Origin of the sequence: Staphylococcus sp. IVB6214 (genome assembly GCF_025558585.1) — a bacterium.
Lineage (GTDB): Bacteria > Bacillota > Bacilli > Staphylococcales > Staphylococcaceae > Staphylococcus.
Map to the genome: position 1 here is coordinate 1,353,862 of NZ_CP094723.1, position 22,501 is coordinate 1,376,362.

General features: G+C 36.0%; 23 protein-coding genes. 8 read left to right on the forward strand and 15 right to left on the reverse strand.

All coding sequences use genetic code 11. The features are described 5' to 3' along the window. Positions 1-118 precede the first annotated feature (118 nt). Entirely contained in the window at positions 119-1,567 is a 1,449-nt protein-coding gene (locus MUA51_RS06525; protein ID WP_262558999.1) for an amino acid permease, read from the forward strand. A 153-nt stretch (positions 1,568-1,720) separates the two neighbouring features. Then, a complete protein-coding gene (locus MUA51_RS06530; protein WP_095117125.1) occupies positions 1,721-2,035 on the forward strand; it encodes a hypothetical protein in 315 nt (104 codons plus the stop codon). Positions 2,036-2,087: 52 nt separating this feature from the next. On the opposite strand, the gene MUA51_RS06535 is transcribed toward MUA51_RS06530, so the two are convergent. From MUA51_RS06535 to MUA51_RS06550, 4 genes are all read right to left on the reverse strand, one after another. Further along, on the reverse strand, positions 2,088-2,906 hold the full coding sequence (locus MUA51_RS06535; protein ID WP_262559001.1) for a Cof-type HAD-IIB family hydrolase: 819 nt from the start codon (positions 2,904-2,906) through the stop codon (positions 2,088-2,090). Positions 2,907-3,079: 173 nt separating this feature from the next. After that, entirely contained in the window at positions 3,080-3,997 is a 918-nt protein-coding gene (gene thrB, locus MUA51_RS06540) for a homoserine kinase (RefSeq protein ID WP_262560878.1), read from the reverse strand. Continuing rightward, entirely contained in the window at positions 3,997-5,061 is a 1,065-nt protein-coding gene (gene thrC / locus MUA51_RS06545) for a threonine synthase (RefSeq protein ID WP_262559002.1), read from the reverse strand. The genes thrB and thrC overlap by 1 nt, the downstream gene beginning before the upstream one ends. 6 nt (positions 5,062-5,067) lie before the next feature. After that, entirely contained in the window at positions 5,068-6,351 is a 1,284-nt protein-coding gene (locus MUA51_RS06550) for a homoserine dehydrogenase (RefSeq protein WP_262559004.1), read from the reverse strand. Positions 6,352-6,541: 190 nt separating this feature from the next. Here MUA51_RS06550 and MUA51_RS06555 point away from each other — a divergent pair, with 190 nt between their 5' ends. Further along, entirely contained in the window at positions 6,542-7,891 is a 1,350-nt protein-coding gene (locus MUA51_RS06555) for an aspartate kinase (protein ID WP_262559006.1), read from the forward strand. Positions 7,892-8,402: 511 nt separating this feature from the next. Further along, positions 8,403-8,771 carry a transcriptional regulator, SarA/Rot family gene (locus tag MUA51_RS06560; RefSeq protein WP_095117135.1) on the forward strand — a complete coding sequence of 123 codons (369 nt, stop codon included), beginning with the start codon at positions 8,403-8,405 and terminating at the stop codon, positions 8,769-8,771. 65 nt (positions 8,772-8,836) lie between these two features. On the opposite strand, the gene nucI is transcribed toward MUA51_RS06560, so the two are convergent. Next, positions 8,837-9,346 (reverse strand): thermonuclease NucI, encoded by a 510-nt coding sequence (gene nucI / locus MUA51_RS06565; RefSeq protein WP_262559007.1) that lies wholly within the window; start codon positions 9,344-9,346, stop codon positions 8,837-8,839. 136 nt (positions 9,347-9,482) lie between these two features. Here nucI and MUA51_RS06570 point away from each other — a divergent pair, with 136 nt between their 5' ends. Next, entirely contained in the window at positions 9,483-9,683 is a 201-nt protein-coding gene (locus MUA51_RS06570) for a hypothetical protein (protein ID WP_262559008.1), read from the forward strand. A gap of 50 nt (positions 9,684-9,733) precedes the next feature. Here the strand turns inward: MUA51_RS06570 and MUA51_RS06575 are convergent, their stop codons facing one another. The 10 genes from MUA51_RS06575 to ezrA form a co-directional block, all read right to left on the reverse strand. Next, the gene (locus tag MUA51_RS06575; RefSeq protein ID WP_262559009.1) at positions 9,734-9,976 is read right to left on the reverse strand and encodes a DUF805 domain-containing protein; all 243 of its coding nucleotides are present in this window, start codon (positions 9,974-9,976) and stop codon (positions 9,734-9,736) included. 217 nt (positions 9,977-10,193) lie between these two features. Continuing rightward, positions 10,194-11,390, reverse strand: a complete 1,197-nt coding sequence (locus tag MUA51_RS06580) for an acetate kinase (protein ID WP_262559010.1) — start codon at positions 11,388-11,390, stop codon at positions 10,194-10,196. Positions 11,391-11,474: 84 nt separating this feature from the next. After that, positions 11,475-12,413, reverse strand: a complete 939-nt coding sequence (locus tag MUA51_RS06585) for a class I SAM-dependent methyltransferase (protein ID WP_262559011.1) — start codon at positions 12,411-12,413, stop codon at positions 11,475-11,477. 99 nt (positions 12,414-12,512) lie between these two features. After that, positions 12,513-13,007 (reverse strand): thiol peroxidase, encoded by a 495-nt coding sequence (gene tpx, locus MUA51_RS06590; protein ID WP_262559012.1) that lies wholly within the window; start codon positions 13,005-13,007, stop codon positions 12,513-12,515. 18 nt (positions 13,008-13,025) lie between these two features. Further along, positions 13,026-13,631 carry an RDD family protein gene (locus MUA51_RS06595; RefSeq protein ID WP_262559013.1) on the reverse strand — a complete coding sequence of 202 codons (606 nt, stop codon included), beginning with the start codon at positions 13,629-13,631 and terminating at the stop codon, positions 13,026-13,028. Positions 13,632-13,640: 9 nt separating this feature from the next. After that, positions 13,641-14,627 (reverse strand): signal peptide peptidase SppA, encoded by a 987-nt coding sequence (gene sppA, locus MUA51_RS06600; protein ID WP_262559014.1) that lies wholly within the window; start codon positions 14,625-14,627, stop codon positions 13,641-13,643. Between the two features lie 148 nt (positions 14,628-14,775). Continuing rightward, a complete protein-coding gene (locus MUA51_RS06605) occupies positions 14,776-15,552 on the reverse strand; it encodes a TSUP family transporter (protein ID WP_262559015.1) in 777 nt (258 codons plus the stop codon). Positions 15,553-15,582: 30 nt separating this feature from the next. Then, positions 15,583-16,803, reverse strand: a complete 1,221-nt coding sequence (gene thiI, locus MUA51_RS06610; protein ID WP_262559016.1) for a tRNA uracil 4-sulfurtransferase ThiI — start codon at positions 16,801-16,803, stop codon at positions 15,583-15,585. Continuing rightward, positions 16,803-17,936 carry a cysteine desulfurase family protein gene (locus MUA51_RS06615; RefSeq protein ID WP_262559017.1) on the reverse strand — a complete coding sequence of 378 codons (1,134 nt, stop codon included), beginning with the start codon at positions 17,934-17,936 and terminating at the stop codon, positions 16,803-16,805. The genes thiI and MUA51_RS06615 overlap by 1 nt, the downstream gene beginning before the upstream one ends. A 174-nt stretch (positions 17,937-18,110) precedes the next feature. Next, the gene (gene ezrA / locus MUA51_RS06620) at positions 18,111-19,811 is read right to left on the reverse strand and encodes a septation ring formation regulator EzrA (protein ID WP_262560879.1); all 1,701 of its coding nucleotides are present in this window, start codon (positions 19,809-19,811) and stop codon (positions 18,111-18,113) included. Positions 19,812-19,989: 178 nt separating this feature from the next. On the opposite strand from ezrA, the gene MUA51_RS06625 reads away from it, so the two are divergent. The 3 genes from MUA51_RS06625 to MUA51_RS06635 all read left to right on the forward strand — a co-directional run bounded on the left by MUA51_RS06625 (position 19,990) and on the right by MUA51_RS06635 (position 22,400). Continuing rightward, a complete protein-coding gene (locus tag MUA51_RS06625) occupies positions 19,990-20,451 on the forward strand; it encodes a GAF domain-containing protein (RefSeq protein WP_276580939.1) in 462 nt (153 codons plus the stop codon). A gap of 218 nt (positions 20,452-20,669) precedes the next feature. After that, entirely contained in the window at positions 20,670-21,272 is a 603-nt protein-coding gene (rpsD, locus tag MUA51_RS06630) for a 30S ribosomal protein S4 (protein ID WP_095117161.1), read from the forward strand. Positions 21,273-21,443: 171 nt separating this feature from the next. Continuing rightward, positions 21,444-22,400, forward strand: a complete 957-nt coding sequence (locus tag MUA51_RS06635; protein WP_262559027.1) for an ornithine cyclodeaminase family protein — start codon at positions 21,444-21,446, stop codon at positions 22,398-22,400. The last annotated feature ends 101 nt before the right edge of the window (positions 22,401-22,501 follow it).

The following is a 22,501-nucleotide window of genomic DNA, read 5'->3' on the forward strand; positions in this document are numbered from 1 at the left end:
CGACGAATTTTCAAAAAATTTTGCTTTTTTCCTTTAAAGTTGTAAATTCCTGTTGAATATCATAAGAATAGCAAGTACAATAGATAGAAATCTTTAATTATATGAGGAGCAGATGCTTATGGAAGAAAAGAATTTAAACAGAGGACTGCAGTCCAGACATATTACCATGATTGCAATTGGTGGCGCGATTGGTACAGGCCTATTCGTTGCAACTGGTAGTGTCATTGCCCAAGCTGGACCAGGGGGCGCCATCCTAGCATATTTAATCATTGGAATTATGCTGTACTTTTTAATGTCATCAATCGGTGAAATGGCAACATTTTATCCTGTTTCTGGATCCTTTAGTAGTTACTCTACTCGATTTGTTGACCCATCATTAGGTTTTACTATGGGATGGTTATATTGGACAATTTGGTCACTCGTTACAAGTATTGACGTGATTGTTGCATCCAACGTTTTAGGCTATTGGGATGCCTTCCATTTCTTCTCTCCACTTGTTTGGAGTATTATTTTCTTATCTATCATCTTTCTACTGAATGTTTTCTCTGTTAAAGCATTTGGTGAAGCAGAGTTTTGGTTATCGCTTGTAAAAGTTATCACGATTATCATTTTTATCATTTTAGGGATACTGATGATTTTCGGCATTTTAGGTGGTAATTATTATGGATTCAAAAACTATACAGTTGGTGAAGCACCATTTGTTGGCGGTATTTCTGGATTTTTAAGCGTACTGCTCATCGCTGGGTTCTCTGTCGGTGGTAGTGAGGTTGTTGCCGTAGCAGCTGGTGAATCTGACAATCCTAGAAAGTCAATGCCTCGTGCAATTAAGCAAGTTTTCTGGCGTATACTGTTATTCTACGTACTTTCAATTGCGGTAATCTCTGGAATACTAGCTTACACAGATCCAACGCTATTAAACGAACATAGTTCAATCACACAAAGTCCATTTACAATTGTATTTGATAAAGTTGGTATTTCATTTGCAGCTTCCGTTATCAATGCCGTCATTCTCACAACACTGTTATCAGCGGCAAACTCTGGGATTTTTACAACAAGTCGTATGCTTTATTCATTGAGTGAAAATAAACAAGCACCTAAGTTTTTGAGCAAAATTAACCGTCAAACTAAGTTACCGATGAATGCATTACTTACGACATTTACATTTATCACAGCAGTTACAGTGTATGCTAATTATAATACTGAAAGTGTTGTTGGCTTATTAAATATTATCGGTGCATTGATTACTGTTGTTTGGGCATCAAGTGTTTTGGCACAATTCCGATTAAGACGTGCCATCAACGTTCAACAAAAAGATATCGATCAATTATTACCATACAAAGCACCGTTTTTCCCATTTGGTCCGATACTCGTATTTGTTACAATTCTATTCCTTATTCTAGGAAGTTCTGCAGAGGCCATTATTCACTTTGATGTCCCAAAATTGGCTCAAAATTTATTGCCAATTTTAATTTTATTCATCATCTATATCACACATAAAATGATTCATAAAACGAAGGTCATTCCATTAAATGAAATCGACTTGAGTGAACATGAATCGTATAAATAACTTACACAAGGACTTGGAGCCGAGACACAGTGCTTAGCTCCTCTTTTTAATTTGTAGACATCATAATCATGCAATAGCCCTAATCTTTTACTATTTTATCCTTTTTATAAATAATGTATAATTAAAGTAACAACAAATAAAGGTGGTTTTATTATGGTTGGACAAACAAACCTTTTCGATGATGTGCTTAAAACAGAAGAACGCTTCGTTATTGTTGTACAATCACTTGAAGAAAAACAAGGTCAATTATTAAAACGTACCTTGCGAGAGTACAGCAGTTTGACACATGAACAAATGGAAAACCTTTATCAGCATTTAAAAGATTTGTACTTGGATGTTCCTTTTGAAGAAAACCAATCTGCTTTTGCCATTACAATCTATACAAATCAAGATTATGCAGCTGACTATATATATGCGCATATTAAGCGCCATCGTGGTCAAAAAGAATGGACACATACAGCAAAATAGTATAAAAACAGTGAAGCAGATTTTTCCACTTCACTGTTTTTTTATTTATTGATTAATCTGTAATTGAAATACCAATTAATTGTTCTAAAATATATGGAATTCCATCTTCATCATGACTCTTTGTGACAACATTTGCTTTTTCTTTAACGATGTCTAATGCATTCCCCATAGCAACACCTGTTCCAACTGTTTCAATCATATCCAAGTCGTTGGCACTATCACCAAATGCAATCATACTGTCCACAGAGAGATTTAATTGTTCAGCCAGTCGTTTGATAGCCGCTCCTTTAGATACACCTTTACTCATAAATTCAAGGAAAAATGGCTTACTGATTGTCACTGTTAATTCATCAGTAAATTGTGTGGTTTGTGTTGCCAACATCTCAGCAATCTTCTCTTCATTATCAACAGCCATCGCTTTCGGTACATCTGTTTGTACATGTGCTTTAATATCATCTACCTGAATCATCGGCATACCCGTCAGTTGTGATTCAACGTCCATATACTTATGTTCTCCTTCAACGACAATCTGGCCATTATAATAAGTTAAAACGAGCATATTATTTTCTCTACAAAAGTCAACGATACGATCAAAGTTTGTTTTAGAAACCGTTTGTTTTGCAATGACAGTTTGATTGGCAAAATCCAATGTTTGCCCACCATTATAACTCATAATATAACTACCATACTCATCTAACTTTAATTCTTTAGCAACACTTAACATCCCTTCAGTTGGGCGTCCTGAAGCAAGTGTTAATTTGTAGCCTTGCTGTTGTACTTTCAATAAATACTCTTTCGTTAACGGTGATACGTTATTGTTTGATGTCAATAATGTGTCATCCATGTCAAAAATAATTAAATCTGTCTTCATATTTATTCTACTCCTTTTCATTTATATCTTACAATAGGCTGTCTAATTATGATACTGATATGAGAAGAAAGTCACAAACTTATAAGAAATCTATAATTTGGATAATATACATAGAAAAACAGGACGGCTTAACTGCCATCCCGTTCTTATCAATCATCCTATTGTAATCACAATTAACTTTTATGCATTGCCTGGCTAATAACACCTTCCGTATTCACCGTCACAAGTTCTGAATGGCAATTTTTAAAAGATTGTCGTAACGCACGCACAAGTGGCCCACTCTTTTCCTTTTTCACCATTGTCATAATCGTTGACCCTGCTCCAGACATGACTGTGGCATAAGCATCAAATTCGTGTGACATTTTTTTCACTGCTTCGAATTCATGAATGAGATGCTGACGATATGGTTCATGCAATCCATCTCGTTCCATCATCTTCCCTGCTAAGTCATAATTATGTTGAATCAATGCGCTAATCATCGTATTGCTGATTGCGCTAAACTTCACAGCATCTTTATGACTGATTTGTTCAGGTAGCACTGCACGTGACTTTTCTGTTTCTAATTCATACTCTGGGATCGTCAAAATGAAGTCAACATCTGGAATATCTATGTGTGCTACGTCCGTTACATTCGTTTCAACATCATGATAACCGACTACCAATCCGCCATAAATCGTCGGTGCAACATTATCCGGATGTCCTTCGATTTCAGTTGCCAATTGCAACAACTCATACTTCGACAATTCAATATCACCAAAATAGTTTGCAATATATAGTGCTGCAATAAGTGCTGATGCTGATGACCCCAAACCTCGTGCAAGTGGAATATCACTGTACAACCGAATCTCTAATGTAGGTAGCTTTACATCAAACTTTTTTGCTACCCACTGCGCAGTCTTATAAATATAGTTTGATTCATCTTCTGGTAGACCATATAAATTCGGACCTTCATGATGAAACTTCCATTGCTGTGCACGAATTGGTTGTGCATCTACATATAAAAATTTGTTTAGTGCCATACCAATGGAATCAAAGCCACATCCGAGATTCGCCGTTGAAGCGGGTACTTTTAAGCTCAACTTGTTTTTCATCATTTTAATGCATCCTTAATATATTGTATGATTTCTGCTTTGTTATTCGGCAATGCTTGAATTGGATTTTCTAATAATCCGATGGCTGTATCTGGGTCTTTTAATCCGTTTCCTGTTAATACCGCAACAACTTTTTGACCTTTTTCTAATTTACCTTGACGGTGTAATTTGATGAGTCCTGCAATAGATGCATTGCTCGCAGGTTCACTGAAGATACCTTCTTTTGATGTCATCAACTGATATGCTTCCAAAATCTCTTCATCTGTAACAGCATCAATTAAACCGTCAGACGTTTGAATCGCATCAACTGCTTTATCCCAACTTGCTGGATTCCCAATTCGAATCGCTGTCGCAATAGTTTCAGGATTTTTTACAACTTTATTTTGAACAATCGGTGATGCCCCTTCTGCTTGGAAGCCAAACATTTTTGGTAGACCACTTTGTGTATGTTCATTGTACTCTTTGAAACCTTTCCAATAAGCGGTGATATTACCTGCATTACCAACTGGAATTGCTAATACATCAGGTGCAACACCATCAAACTGTTCTACAATTTCAAATGCTGCTGTTTTTTGACCTTCAATACGATATGGATTGACTGAGTTCACCAGTTCAATTTCACCATCTTGTGCGATTTCTTTTACAATCTCAAGCGCTTCATCAAAATTCCCTTCGATAGAAACAATTTGCGCACCATACATCACTGCTTGTGATAGTTTTCCTAGTGCAATCTTTCCTTCTGGTATAACAACAATTGCTTTCATGCCTGCTCTTGCCGCATAAGCCGCTGCTGATGCCGAAGTATTGCCCGTAGAAGCACAAATAACCATCTTACGTCCTTGTTCTTTCGCTTTTGTAACTGCCATCACCATACCACGGTCTTTGAATGATCCAGTTGGGTTCGCACCTTCATATTTTACATATAGTTCAATTCCTAGTAACTCAGACATCTTATCACAATAAATAAGTGGTGTGTGACCTTCATTCAACGTTACGTTAGGCGTATTTTCGTTTACAGGTAAATACCCTTCATATTCTTTTACAAGACCTTGCCATAACTTCATCTTTCATCAAACTCCTTCAACCGAATAAAATTTTTCAACTTTGTAGCCTTCTATTGCATCTATCGCTGATGTCGGTAACTCATCCACACCGATGACAACAACTGCATATTGATGTTCGTTGAGCTGTTGTAATTGCAATGTTTTGTGGAACGGGAGATGTCCTTTAATATCTGATTCAATTTGCTTTTCTGATGCTTCTGGACAGTTGACAACGAAATAGTAGCTTTCTTTTTCTTTAATCGTTTGCGGTTCATTCGAATCCATCATTTGCTTCGTCTTTTCCGTTGTTAATTCAAAATGTGGTGGTAATGTATGCAAGTTCGATTCAAACTGCAATGATACATTCAGTAGGTCACTGACTACGGCAGAACCAGTTGCCAAACTTCCTGCACCTTTTCCATAAAACATCGTTTCACCAACTGCATCACCGATGACATAAATCGCATTGTATTCATTTTCAACCGCTGCTAATTGATGGCTATTAGCAATTAAAGTTGGTTTCACAGAAGCTTGTACGACACTATGCTCATACGTTCCTTTACCAATTAATTTGATCTTATAACCAAGTGCTGTTGCTGCTTGAATATCATCCGTCGTCACTTGACTAATACCTTCAGTGTGGACATCCGCTAACTTAATGACTTGGTTAAATGATAAATAGGATGTGATGACTACCTTACGTGCCGCATCAATGCCTTCAACATCATCTGTTGGATCGACTTCGGCAAATCCTAACGCTTGCGCTTCTTGTAGTGCATCTTCATAGGCAGCACCCTCTTCAGTCATTTTCGTCAAAATGAAGTTCGAAGTCCCGTTAAAGATCCCCATAAATTTACTGATGTTATTGGCATTTAAGCCATTATTAATCGCATTGACGATTGGAATACCACCTGCAACACTTGCTTCATATTTTAGAGCAACACCGTTCTCCTGTGCTAAATCCTCTAACACACGCAAGTGGACAGCTAGTAAGTCTTTATTGGCTGTAATTACATGCTTTTTCTGTGACAATGCTGCTTTCAACCAATCTACGGTCGGCTCAATACCACCCATCACTTCAATCACAATATCAACATCATCGTCATTTAAAATATCATTTACATCTTCAGTTAAATGATATTGTGAAATATTAAGCGAACGTTTTTTTGATTTATCACGAACAAGAATATGTTTGATCTGAATGTCTTTCTGAATGGTTTCTTTAATCTGTTGATGATTTTCTTCTATAATTTTCACCACACCAGACCCCACAGTACCAAGTCCTAATAATGCAACATTGAGCTGTTTCATGTAATATCCCTCCGATAGTTTCAACTAAATTCTTTACTACATATTGAAATATCAATAAATATAGTTTAGTATATGTTCATTCCTAAAGTTTGTAAAGTTCTAAAAATTTAAAAAGATATCTCTATAATACCATTTCTCAGTATAAAACTGAATAGGGAATCCCATTAGAATAGAAAGGTTGTAATAAGTTATGAAAGTATCTAAATTTGGTGGAAGTTCAGTCGCTTCAGCTGAACAAATTAAAAAAGTATTAAATATTGTCAATAGTGATGATGATAGACGTATCATTATTGTGTCAGCACCGGGTAAACGTCACGATAAAGACATTAAAGCAACCGACCTATTAATTAGGCTTTATGAAAAAGTTATCAATGGGTTAGACTATCAATCGAAAAAACAAGAAATCCTAGATCGGTTTGATGACATTATTCGAGAACTCAATCTTCAAACAGATTTATTAGAAAAAATAGACGATACACTCGAACAACACATCAGCGAACTAGCAGATCAACCATCACGATTACTGGATGCTCTAAAATCATCAGGCGAAAACTTCAATGCCCAAATTATCGCAGCTTATAACGATGCTCAAGGTGTGCCGACTATTTATATGTCACCCAAAGACGCTGGAATTATCGTAACCGACGAACCGGAAAATGCTCAAATATTAGAGTCGAGTTATGACAAGATTGAACAGCTTCGTCATACGAAAGAAAAAATTATTATTCCCGGATTTTTCGGCTATTCAGAAACGAATCATATCGTAACGTTTCCACGTGGTGGCTCAGATATTACTGGTGCTATCGTTGCGCGTGGTGTCCATGCAGATCTCTATGAGAATTTTACAGATGTGTCAGGAATTTTCCGTGCCAATCCTACAATTATCAAGTCGCCTGAAATTATCAACGAGATTACTTACCGTGAAATGCGAGAGCTTTCTTATGCAGGGTTCGGTGTCTTCCACGATGAAGCATTGCAACCTTTATATCGTTATCGTATTCCAGTCGTTATTAAAAATACAAACAGACCTGATGATCCAGGTACGTATATCGTACATGATAGAGAAATTAATCGTCATAGAGTCGTGACTGGAATTAGTTGTGACAAAGGATTTACAAGTATTAATATCAAAAAATATTTGATGAATAGACAAGTCGGTTTCTCATTAAAGATTTTAAATATCCTTGCAGAAAACAATATCTCATATGATCATATGCCATCTGGTATCGATAATATTAGTATTATCATGCGCACTTCTCAATTGGCTGGTAAAGAAGAAAAAGTATTGAACGAAATTCGTTCACAATGTGAAATTGATGAATTGAATGTTGAACATGACTTAGCTATTTTAATGGTTGTTGGAGAAGGTATGAGTGCAGTTGTTGGAACAGCGAATAAAATTACAACCGCATTAGCAGCAGCAAATATTAACTTGAAAATGATTAACCAAGGTTCTTCTGAAATTTCAATGATGTTCGGTATTTCTAACAAAGATGCTGAAGCAGCAGTTAAAGCATGCTACTTGAATTGTTATTTATAACAGATTAGGATATCTTAAAATTTACTTTCTGGGAATTAATAGTACGGATACTAGAAGCTGTCTCAGCCGCTTTCAGAAATAATATAGGGCTACGTAGTACGTTTATGAAAAAGGTACTCTCGTAGCCCTACTTTTTATATGTTCAAATGAAATATACATATACGCTTATGTCTAAATGAAATAATCAGTTTTTCAAAGGATTAATTTCAAAATCTCTTAAATTCCAATAAAAAATATTATATTCGTATATCTTCATGACTTATGTTAAGAAAAATGATTTTTTGCTACTAATTTTTTTGTTTTTATATTTAAACTTTCTCTATTATTATTAAATAATTGAAATTGATTTGTTTTTTGGGTAAAATTCTTTATGTAAAGTGTAAAGTATCTCTTATGCTATAAGTCATTTATCGCTTACATTTGTCAATATTTAAAATTTTTCTTTTAAAAGTATAAAAAATTTAATATAATAAGTTGTGCAGTTCACAGGGTTATGATAAGGAGTGGAAGAATGAAAAACGGTTATAAAATGGATTCAGAACAAATTTTTTTCTATGAATCCTATCGAAAAAAAATTATCAGTGAAATAAAAAAACAATTCGGCCTAAAACTTAATGATATTTTGTTTCTCTATCACCTTAAATCAGCAAACAGCAAACGTATTTCACTTCATAAAGTGAAACAATCCATTGATTTTAGTCTTATGGAAGTACATAAATCATTAACTGCATTATCTGAAATGGAAATTATCGGAAAAGAACGTTCGACAGAAGATGAACGTAAAGTTTTCATCACCTTTACAGATGAGCAGTATCAAAGAATGAATGAAATACTTAAAGACTTCGATCAAATTCAAAAATCTATTTTGACAGAATCTTAATTAATAAAATACGTTATAAACATAAAAGTCTCAGAACAGTACGATATGTACTATTCTGAGACTTTTTATCGTTCCCAAATATTAAGTTGTTTCTTTTGCGCTTCTTTTTGTGCCTGTTCAATTACAATACGATACTTATCATTAGGCGCATAAAACTTCGCTCGTGCAAGTCCTTCTTTTGCGAGCATGGCATTAAACATGTCATCTCCAAGCCAAACGTATGCAAGTGTACGACCATAACGATCTGTTTTTTCACGATCGTATTCCAATCTTACTTGTTGATTTGTAAGATGTCGTTTCGTGAAGTCAGATGCTGCCTTTCCATATGGTTGAACGGGTGTATTCGGTTTTACCGTTTCTGGCGTATCAACCCCAATTAGCCGCACTCGTTCATCCTCATGCCCCGGTTTACTAACGATAATCGTATCTCCGTCTATGACACGTTTTACAGTATACATTTCCTCTTCTGAACTCGAGGTAGTATCTGAAAAAGGACCCGACTGATTGATATATTGAAAGCCCAGTACACCAATTGCGATAATTGCTACAATAATAATTGATAATTTTTTGTCCATGCTGTCACCTTCATCTTTTCTTCTAAATAAGCATATCACTTTTGTTTCAAGGGTCAAGCGTTATTTTTTATAAATATACAGAATGATTTACCTTTTATAAAGAGATGTTATAATTAAAGTAATAGGAGTGAAATGTATGAAAACACTTAAAGAAAATTATATGTCGTTAACTATTATTATTTTTGCAGTCATTGTGAGTTTTGTTCTACAAACATATTTTAAGTTACCACTCATTGCCGGTGCATTTATTGGTGTATTACTTGGTATTGTATGTGGTTTTATCCTTCAAATGATCAAAAGTAAGCGCAACAAAAATGAAAAGTCCGAACCACATTAAGATGATGGTTTGGACTTTTTTTCTCATTGAGATGATATTGATTTTTGTTACTAAGATTTCTTAGCATTCCAGATTCGAACACCCATTGCAATTGTGGGAATTATCATGACGACTAGTACGATATAATACAGTGTTACAATGATATTTTCTTTTGAAACGGGTACAACTAAACCTACAAGATTGATTAAAACTAAAATACCGAGATTAATCATTAAACAAATCAGCAAATCTGTCACAGTAGAGATACCTTTATAATTAAAAGCATTCAACCAATATTCTTTATATACGCGCATACAATCTCCTCATTTGAAGATCTTTGATGAAGTAGGATCAGCATATCACTCTTTATCACAAATTATCATTGCGTCAATGAGTGATGCCTTTCTTAACATCATACATATTTTAAAAAAAGCATTTCTCCGTCCACTAAAAAACAGAGAAATGCTTTTCATTTATAATATTATACAGGCGATCTACTTATTTTTCAAATCAAACCTATCTCATTAAAACTTATAACTCACCGAATGTGATTACGTCTCGAGCGATCATGACTTCTTCGTCAGTCGGGATGACTAAAACTTTTACTGGAGAATGAGGGTAGTTTAATTCAGCTTCTTTACCACGTAATCCTTCGTTTTTACGTGGATCCCAATAAACACCCATGAATTCTAAGCCTTCTAATACACGTGCACGTACAACGTCTGAGTTTTCACCTACACCCGCAGTGAAGATGATGACATCGACACCGTGCATACGTGATGCATAAGTACCCATATATTTATGAATACGTGATGCAAAGATTTCTAAAGCGAGTTTCGCACGTTCGTCACCTTCGTTAGCTGCTTGCTCAATGTCACGTAAATCAGATGAAGTACCAGTGATACCTAATAGACCTGATTCTTTGTTGAATACATTGATAACTTCTTCAGCAGTTTTGCCAGTTTTTTCCATAATGAATGGAATTAATGCAGGGTCAAGGTTACCAGAACGTGTTCCCATTGTAACACCTGCTAACGGTGTGAATCCCATTGATGTATCGATTGACTCACCGCCATCGATAGCAGTAATAGAGGCACCGTTACCAATGTGACAAGAAATCATACGTAATTCTTCAATTGGTTTACCTAAAATTTCTGCAGCACGTTGTGACACATATTTGTGGCTTGTACCGTGGAAGCCATATTTACGGATACCATAGTCTTTATAGTAGTCATACGGTAAGCTATAAAGATATGCTGATTCCGGCATTGTTTGGTGGAATGATGTATCGAATACTGCAACGTGTGGGATATTCGGTAAAAGCTTTCTGAATGCATTAATACCCATTAAGTTTGCAGGATTGTGTAAAGGTGCTAAGTCAGCTAAAGCTTCGATTTGGCTTGCTACTTCATCAGTGACAAGTGCTGATTCTGGGAATGTTTCCCCACCATGTACAACACGGTGACCTGTACCGTCAATATCATTGATGTCATTAATCACACCATGTTTTTGGAAGCTATCTAACATAATGTTTACTGCTTCTTCATGGTCTTTAATGTCTTTAACATCTTTGACTTTTTCTCCATTCACTTCAATTGTAAAGATTGAATCGTTAAGTCCAATACGCTCAATTAAACCTTTAGTAACTAATTTTTCTTCTGGCATTTCAATCAATTGGAACTTTAATGATGAACTACCAGCGTTAATCGCCAAAATTAACTTAGACATAGGAACGTCCTCCAATATATTTAAATTTATCCACATCTATTTAACCATTAATACAGTTGTAATTCAAGAGTATTACAGGTTATTTTAATGATTTTCAGAACGCCACTCTTTTAATTCCGCCAAGAAGTTCTGGAAAAGTTGCGGATTCTTGAAATCAGGGATATTTGCCAATAAAACCTCAACAGGTTTAGTAACCCCTTGCTGCTTACGTTGTAATACGAGAATTGACTTTTGTGCATTTTTACTTTTAAACAAATTAGCAGGAAGATTTAAAAATGCTTGCATTTCCGTTTCTGTTGCAATGAAATTTTCTAACTGTTTCACATGTTCGCCTTCAAAAAGTTGTGTCGGAACAACGAGAAATGCATAGCCAGTTGGTTTGAGCGCTTGAACAGCTTGCTCAATAAATAAATAATGTGCGTAACTGTGTCCTTCACCAAACCCTAACTGCATTTGATGGCTTCGCTCGTCTAAGGGATAATAGCCGATTGGTAAATCTCCTACTACAATATCCGCTTCTTCAAAAGGTAACGGCATAATTGCATCCTGTGGGTATACATCAAATGAAATTTCTAAAAAGTTAGCAAGATGAATACTTAATCGTGACAATACTGGATCAACTTCTACAAGGTGATGCATCACTGTTACATCTTTTAAGACATCGTGAATTGTGGCACTCAGGTGTCCAGAACCACTTCCTAAGTCTGCAATATGCATTTCTTTCGTATCTTCTTCAAATTGTGAAATAAGAAAACCAACGACTAAACCAATCGTATCAGGCGTAATCTGATGGTTCGCTTGTACTTCTTCTTGTTGTAATTGACTTAAATAAGCAAATTGAAATGCTTTTCGTCTATCCTGAAAATTTGCAGATTCTAGCAATGAACGTTCATTTGTATAAAAGTGTTCCATCGCTAAACCTAGATTTTCAATAAAACTCTGCCCATTCTCTTCGTTTAAAGCTTTTGTTTTTTCATCAAGTCGCTGGAATAATTGCTCCATGATAGATGGTGATTGTGTCATAAGTTACGCCCTTTCAATAATTCTCATCTATTTCTAGCATAATAAAAAATGAAGGTTGAGACAAGTAGAACCCTCTAGCGTCTCAACCTCTTCTTGTGATTAAATATTTTGATATGCTTCTAATGCCGCATCAAAGTTTGGAAAATCTGTACCTTCTGGAACAATTTCTTTATATACGACTTTGTTATTTTCGTCTAGAACGAATACTGCACGTGCTAACAACATTAAACCATCCATTAGTACACCATAATTTTTAGCAAATGAATGTGATTGATAGTCACTTAACGTAATCACGTTGTCTAAACCGTTACTAGCACACCATCTTTTTTGTGCAAACGGTAAGTCAACTGATATTGTTAAAACGTAACCATCTTCATCGTTAGCTTGTTCATTAAATTGACGTGTCTGTTGATCACATACACCTGTATCAATAGAAGGTACCACACTGATTAATTTCTTTTTACCTTCGTAATCATCTAATGTTATTGGATTTAAGCCTTGATCTACCACTGTAAAATCAGGTGCTTGATCATTTACTTTCACTTCATCTCCAATCAAATCAACTGGTTGTTGTTTAAATGTAATTTGTGTCATTTGACTGCCTCCTTAGCCTTATATTTCATTCTCATTATAACGAGTTTGTGTTGATTTCGCATCCATTTCATTTTTATGATGTTTAATCTGTCTTAAGTATTTTTGCTTAACTACCACTGTATCGGCAAAATAATCATGAACACCGATATGTTTCGGTGTGAAAATCACTGCCAAATATGGTAATCCTAACATCACATTGGAAATAATTCGACCAATCCATTCTCTCATTAATACATCTGACCAAGATAAGGCTTCAATTTGATTTGTATACACTTTAATACCTAAAATCATTTTGCCTAAAGTTTGCTGGAAGAAGCGTGTCATTAATAAAAAGTATAAGAAATATATAAGCGCTTCTAACATATTTGCAACGTTGAAGTATGATATCCACAATTGCCATTCATCCATATTTGTTAATGCAAAAATAGGTTCTAAAATCATTTGTTTGACAGCCCAAAGTATGATGATATCAATAATATAGCTGAAAAATCTTCGTCCAAAGCCTGCATACAAAAAGGCATCTCGTTCATATGGACTCATAGGTACACTCGTCTGAGTTGATTTACTTTCTTCAAAACGTCTTTGTGTCGGATTGGTGTTTACGTATACTTGTTCTTCATTCATGTCACACACCTACCCTTCATATTTATACATAGGTCTCGTTTGTGTTTCATTGTTTAATATTGATTTCACTTGTTCAATATCTGCACGAATACCTTTGAAAAAGCTCTTCGCACCGAATAATGAGCCGAACCCCATATCAGCTTGATCATAGCTAATCACTTGTGCATCTTCTGCTTTTATCGCTTTTTTCAGATCCTTCAAAGATGCTTCTTTATATCCAATTTCATCAATAAGTCCATTACGCTTTGCTTGTTGTGCACTATATATTCGACCATCTGCTAATTCACGTACTTTAGATTCTGACATGTGACGACCTTTGACAATGACATCTATGAATTGATCATAGCTATCTTTATTAATAGATTGTAAAATATCGCGTTCTTCTTGTGTCATTTCTTTTGAAGGACTCATAATATCCTTATGTTCGCCTGATTTGATTGTGTTTGTTTTTACGCCAAGATTATTCAGTAATTCCGAGTAATCCATTGCTTGAGAAATCACACCAATTGATCCTGTGAGTGATTGTGGTCCTGCATATATCTTATCTGCAGGCGCTGAGATGTAGTAACCACCTGAAGCGGCCATCGTTTCCATTTGCACGTAAACCTTTTTACCTGAATCCTTCACTTCTTTTAATTTTTGATAAAATTCATCACTCGCATATGTACTACCACCTGGACTATCGACAGTTAAAAATACCCCTTTAATCGTGTCATCTTCTTTAATCGCATCCAACTGTTTCAAAGCCATTTGATGATCATAGCCTCCACTGGCAAATAATCCGCCACTCTGCATATCCACAATTTCACCTTTGACAGACAGTTTTGCAATTTGCTTGTTGCCATTGCCTTCTTCAACAACTGTACTCTTTGCTTCATCAATCATTGAAAGATTGGAATTAAAAACCGATGAAGCTAATGTTGTTACTGCGCTGGTCAAAATACCACTCAGTACAATCACAGCCGCAATAATAATTGCTACAATTCGTTTAGACATATAGATAACCACTCCTTAAATAATTGTTTGTTCCTATCATATCAAACCTCATTTAATTTGTAACAAGGTTATACTATATATGAAAAAGTTTCTTGTACCAAATGACAAAAACCTCTCAAACGGGGTTTCGAATGAGAGGTTTTACTATTTAAAAATGTGTCGTTGCATAGTCTAATAAGTTTTTCAATATCAGTATAGCTGTCACAACGACAAAAAGTACTTTGACGTAACCGACACCATACTTTAATGCAAACCACGCACCAAAGTATGACCCGATAACCATACTTGCCGCCATTGAAAGTCCGTAAAGATAATTGACATATCCAAGAAAGATAAAAAGTAGTAAGGCACCTATGTTCGATGCAAAATTAAGTACTTTAGCATTTCCTGCGGCGCTTAAAAAATCAAATCCAATCATCAAAAAAACAAACATAAGAAATGATCCGGTACCCCCACCGAGAAAACCATCATAAAATCCAATAATTGCTAATGCAAGTACAAAAACAATTAGTTTTCTCAATGATAATTTTTGATATGTACGTATGCTACCCCAATCCTTTTTCAGCAATGTATAGATTAAAACAATTGTTAGTATCACAATAACCAATGGTTTTAATAATGCAGCAGGTAGATAAACAGCAAGTATCGCACCACAAATCGAAGCGATAAACGATACTGGAAATAGCTTTGCTACGATTCCGAGATCAACTTTGCCAGAACGTAAATAACGAATGGCACTCGTAAATGAACCGAATGCACTGGCAAGTTTGTTCGTTCCGAGCGCAGTTGCAGGTGGTAATCCGATAGCAAGTAATGCAGGGATGGAGATTAATCCACCCCCACCGACTACCGCATCAATAAACGCTGCCAAAAAACCAAAAACTAAAATAATAGCAATCAATGTCCAATCCCATTCCATCAACATTTAACCATCCCCTTTATTCGGTTAATTATATTAGAATAAGTCTGCTTCCCAAGTTGTTTCAGTCTCTTCATGTACTTGGTAATTTTTATCAATTACCAATGTCTCAATATTTTCGACTGCACGATTCAACATTTCTTCAAAATCAAATCCTGATTCGTACTTCAACACTTTGTCATACTGTGGTTCAGTCACAGGATGCTTTGGCGTGAAAATAGTACAACAATCTTCAAACGGTTGGATAGATGTTTCAAACGTACCAATCGCTTTTGCTTTTGCGACAATTTCTTCCTTATCTAAAGAAAGTAACGGTCTCAATATCGGCGTTGACGTAACTGCATTAATCGCATACATACTTTTCAATGTTTGACTCGCTACTTGTCCTAGATTTTCCCCATTTACAATAGCGTCTGCTTCAATTTGATGTGCCAATTTGTCTGCAATGCGCAACATCATACGACGTGTAGACGTCATTGTATAGCGCTCATGGACTACTTTATGAATTTGTTTTTGGACTTCTGTAAATGGAACAATATGCAGTTTAATCGTACCGACACGTTCCGCCATAATTCGTGTTAGTTCAATTACTTTTTGTTTGGCTTTTTCACTTGTAAACGGCGGACTGTGGAAATGAATAGCTTCAATTGTCACACCACGACGCATGACTTCCATACCAGCAACTGGCGAATCAATACCACCTGACAGCATCAGCAATGTTTTGCCGCCTGTTCCAACTGGGAGTCCACCGATCGCTTCAATCGTACGATCATACATGTAAATCGCATCTAAACGAACTTCTACCATAATCTGATGATCAGGCTTACGAACATCAACGTGTAATCCAGGTACATGTTTTAGGACTTCACCACCGACCATACGTTGGATGGCGAATGTTTCATATTCAAATTGCTTATCACTGCGTTTTACTTCGACTTTAAAACTATCGCCTTCATTATATTTTTCTGCAAACTTTATTGCATGTGCATAGACAGCATCCATATTTTTCTCGATTTTTAGCACTGGGCTAATCGAGTGCACACCGAAAACTTTCGAAATACGTGACATCATTTCTTCTACATCAGCCTGTGGATCTAGCTCAATATACATGCGATCCCTATTGGCTTTAACTTCATAACCCTTTAATGGCATCAATGATCGCTTCACATTGGAACGCAATTGATTGACGAAAACTTTTCGGTTACCGCCTTTTAATGTTAATTCTCCATATCTTACAAGTAGATGATCATATATCATTATTCTAGTAACTCCTTCACTTCTTTGTATACTTTGTCAAAAGCCTCTTTAAATTGTTGAATATCTGCATGTTGTGTATTGACGTCAAAGGACAAGCGAATACTTCCTAATATGCGTGATGTAGAGATGCCCATCGCTTGAAGAACTTCATTCACTTTTGCGTGCTTTGATGAACACGCACTTGTTGTTGAAATCATCACACCTTGTTTTGAGAAAGCATTGACGAGCACTTCACCACGAACACCTGGAAAAGCAATATTCAAAATGTGCGGTGACGCATCGATTGGCGAATTAATACATACGCCTTTATATTGAGAAATAAATGTTCTTAATGATTGATTGACTTGAACAAGTGTCGACATCATATCCGGACGACGTGCTTCTGCTAAACGAATTGCTTTTGCACTCGCAACATCGATCGGTACATTAACAGTGCCGCTGCGCAAACCATATTCTTGGCCGCCACCATGAATGATAGTCTCTATATTATGCATATTATTTAAAATCAGTACACCTTGCCCTTTCAAACCATTAAATTTATGTCCGCTTAGTGCAATACTATCCACATCTTGCGTAATGAGCGATAACTTGCCTAGTGCTTGAACCGCATCCACATGAAAATGTGCCTTCGGATAGTGTTTTAGCAACTTAGCAATGTCTTCGATCGGTTGAACTTGTCCCATAATATTATTGACATGCATACAAGTAACTAATATCACATCAGACGACATTAATGTTTTCAGATGATCGAGATCAATGCGTCCTTCTTTCGTAACATTCACATACTTCAATATAAAGCCTTGTGTCTCTAACGCACGACACACTTCTAATACCGATGGATGTTCAAGTACGGAAGTGATGATTGTTCGACCAAATTGTTTCTTTTGGTAGGCGACACCTTTCAATGCCATATTATTCGACTCTGTGGCGCCACTTGTAAAAATGACTGTTTCATCATTTAAATGTAACGCTGACTTAATCTGATTGCGTGCTTGTTGTAACAGACGACCGGCTTCAACACCCTTTTCATGCGGACTATTCGGGTTATAAAAATATTGTTGATTCACCTTCATAAAACTATCAAGTACAGATGAATCTGGCTTCGTTGTTGCCGCATTATCAAAATAGAGCATGTTTAAGACTCCTTCACTCATTAATCATTATTTCATTGTACTATAATTCTAATTGAAATGAATAGGTAAAAATCTCAAATAACCAATCCATCACATTCTTTGCTTTCTTGTTATTTCAATATTACTGCGCAAAAAAGCCATGATGCAACTATACACATCATGGCTTCCGTCATTTTAAGCTTGTTTCAGCATTACTTCTTTTTCAATTTGTTGGCTAATCCCCGGTTCAATTCGTTCCAGCGCTTGTGCCGAAATCTCACTTGAACGTTTGTAGCGATTGTTTTTGAACAAGCGTTCTGCTTCATTCAAACTCTTATCTAAGTCATGGTTATCTTTACGGTATCGATTGCCATATTGAATCAACTTCTCAGCGTATACCGCATTGATTAACACATCATTGGCTTCATCTTCAAACTTATTCATTTGAAGTACGACTTTGTTCACTTTGTCTTTCAATTGTTGTACGTTGATTGGACGTTCGCTAAAGCGTTTATTAACATCTCTTACTTCATAATCAATTTCATTTTTCAAAATGATAAAACGCTCTGGCACACTCGTTAAGTTTGAAGCTAACAAGCGACGGTAAATCTCTTCTTTTTTGCTTTGAATACGTAAAATATGTTCTTCCGCTTCCGCCTCGTCTTCTCTGAGTGAAATCAGATGATTTTGTAGCTTTTCTTGTTTGTCATTTATAACTACAACATGATCTTCAATATATTTCAAGTTATCTTGAACTTCACTATATCTCACAGCAGATTTTGACATTTCTGTTAGAATTTCATCATATACAGAGATAAGATTTTGAATTTCATTCTCAAATTGTCGTACGTTTTGTACATCACTTTCGTTGATGTAGTAATTTTCACGGACATATTCAATTTCTGTTTGTAATGTATAGTTCATATCTTTTGCATGGAATAATTCATCTGTAATGCGTTCTTTTGATTCTTCGACTGCATTTTTTGCTTTTACTTCGTGTTCGATAAGGTCATACATCACATCGAGTTGCTTGTTAATCTCTTCAAGCTTCTGATTCGCAGCATCAAGTTCAAGCTTACTAATCATCGGCTCAACGAAACTCAACTCTGTTTTTAAACTTTGCAGAGTGCTGTCCACTTTTGCATGATCTAAATCATAACCTTCCACCTTCAAGTCACGTACACCGTACTTCAAGTCTTGGAACTGACCTGGCAACTCTTTTTGCGCTTCTCGAATTAAGTCAGGGATTTCAGTCATATCTTGTTGAAGATATGTAATGTCATCGCTCAATCCCTTAATATGTGTATGTGCTTCTTGATAGTTACCTGCATCCTTCAACTCTTGATAACGTTCAATTTCAGGTTCGAGCGCTTCAATCTCTTGTTCAAGCGGTGTTGCTGCTTCACCGAATTGATGACGATTCGCTAATACATCACGTTTCATTTTACGATGATTTTCCTTCGTCTGTTCATAAATCGTATCACTTTCTTGATGAAGGTGAATCACTTCATCTGCTTGTTCAGTTAAATCTTGATGTTTCGCTTCATACGCATCCATCAAACTATGCGCATCATCAATTTCAACTTGTGCTTGCGAAAACTTAAACTTATCGAGCGTGACTTCAGCTTCATGAATTTTCTCATCAACAGGTGCTAAAAAGTCATTTGTTGTTTGTGTCCATTCTGAACGCAAGCTGTCATATCGTTGTTTCGTTTCGCCAGACATACGAAGTTGTTTTAGTTTATCCAAACTTTCATCATAAGACAACGCATTCAGTTTTTCTCTACGCGTCTCAGCTTCTTGTATGATTGTTCGCTTTTGAGATCGCATATAGAACAAGATACCAATGCCAATTAAAATAATAATAATAACCGCTAGTATGATATACAATAACATGTTCATTTTTCTCCTCCTAGAATACATAAAACTATTATAACGTAAATTATCATGTCATAAAATCAAAATCTCAAAAAACATCTGACTTCATTTATTTATATGTATAAAATCGAATGATTGCACGAAAACATATGAGAAGCTATAATATCTTTAAATTTCAGAAAAGTGAGTGGATAACATGTCGGTGAAACAAACAGATTATACATTACTAACACGCCAACTTGATGCTTTATTAGATGGTGAAACAGATTTAATCGCAAACTTAAGTAATACCTCAGCACTATTGAATGAAAATCTTGATCAAATCAATTGGGTCGGTTTTTACTTAATGAAAAATGATGCGCTCATTCTCGGTCCTTTTCAAGGGAAGCCTGCATGTGTTCATATCGAAGTCGGTCGTGGCGTTTGCGGGACAGCTGTTGAACAAAATAAAATTCAACGTATTGCAGATGTGAATGCCTTCCCTGGACATATTGCATGTGATGCTGCAAGCCAATCAGAGATAGTCGTACCCATCCATAAAGGTGATACCATTATAGGTGTATTAGATATTGACGCTCCTATTACGAATCGCTTCTCTCAAGAAGACGAAGAAGGACTTGCAAAAGTTGTCGAAGTACTCGAACAACATCTTGCATAAAAACATTGACAAAAGTGATGAAAGTGTTACAATTGTCTTTGTGTGAATAAACGAAATTAGCAGTTGAATATTGATAGGCGCTATGGTGTTCCCAAAGCGGGCGTGCCGTGTAACCGTAGCTATGAGGCGAGGACACAGAAAACACTATATCCTATCGAGCATTCAACACTCTTTTTTGTTTTTTCATAACTACAAAAAAGAAAAAGGAGGAGTCAATTATGGCTCGATTCAGAGGTTCAAGCTGGAAAAAATCACGTCGTTTAGGTATTTCATTATCAGGTACTGGTAAAGAATTAGATAAACGCCCATATGCACCAGGACAACACGGTCCTACTCAACGTAAAAAATTATCAGAGTATGGTTTACAATTACGTGAAAAACAAAAATTACGTTACTTGTATGGAATGACTGAACGTCAATTCCGTAACACTTTCAACATCGCTGGTAAACAAGGTGGTGTACATGGTGAAAACTTCATGGTATTACTTGCTAGTCGTTTAGACGCAGTTGTATACTCATTAGGTTTAGCTCGTACACGTCGTCAAGCACGTCAATTAGTTAACCACGGTCACATCTTAGTAGATGGTAAACGTGTTGACATCCCATCATACTCATTAAAACCAGGTCAAGAGATTGCTGTACGTGAAAAATCACAAAAACTTGCAATCATCGCTGAATCAGTAGAAATCAGCAACTTTGTTCCTGACTACTTAGAGTTCGATGCAGACAACCTTAAAGGTACTTTCGTTCGCTTACCAGAACGCAGCGAATTACCTGCAGAAATCAATGAACAATTAATCGTTGAGTACTACTCACGTTAAGATTTCATAATTTATTTAAAAACCAAGTATGGACACTGTTCCTACTTGGTTTTTTCTTTTATTTTACATAACTTTTTCGTCCCTTCCCTATTTAGAGAATAATGAATTACTTTGCAATGTCATGTCTGTTTTTTATAATAAACATATAGTTATTCAAAGGGAGATGTTACTGTGAAAGTATTTACAGAAAAAGAAGTCATGGCGACATATCAAATGTCGGATGCAATTCAAGATATTGAAAATTTGTTTCAAAATATGGATGACGTTAGTCAAACATCTCGTGTTGTCATACCAACAGGTGAAGGTGCAAAATCAATGCTGTACATGCCTTGCATCCATTTTGGCAAACAACAAGGGATTGTTAAAATAACGTCTATAACACCCGAAAATCCACAACATCATCGACCTACAACACAAGCTAATATCGTCATCACTGATTTAACGACTGGTGAACATGTCGCAAGTATGGACGGAAGTTATTTAACTCGCTTGCGTACAGGTGCGCTTAGTGGTATCGCTACTAAATATATGAGTCGTCCAGATAGTAAAATATTAGGTATGATTGGAACGGGTGGTATGGCTTATGAACAATTGTTAGGAAATCTAGAAGTCCGTCCAATCGAAAAAGTACTATTGTTCAATCGTAGCTCTGAAAAGGCACACGCATTTAAAGCCCGAATTGCCGACAAACATCCAAACGTTATATTTGAAGTCGTTTCCACTGTCGATGAACTTGTCAAGCAGTCTGACATTATCAATTGCCAAACACAGTCCACTTCACCGGTTTTCAACGCTAATGATGTACAACCAGGTACACATATCAATGGTATTGGATCATATCGTCCTGAGATGAAAGAGATGGATAACCGCCTCTTTCCTGCATCTTCACAAATTGTTTTCGATGATTTAGAAGGTGTAAAGGAAGAAGCTGGTGAATTTATCGAAGCAGATAAACAAGGGCTATTTTCTTTCGATCAGCATAATGATGACTTGAAAGGCGTATCATTAAATGGAAAAGTAGCACGCAATGATGAAGATATCACCATCTTCAAATGCGTCGGTGCTGCACACTTCGACCTAGCCGTTGCACTTGGGGCATGGGAAAAATTCAATAAAAACAATGGTTAATTAAAAAGGTGTCTGAAGTCGAAATACTTTTTACTTCAGACACCTTGCTAGATTAAGACATTTTTGTCCATTTATCAGAGCAGAATTGATCCAATCCCCTC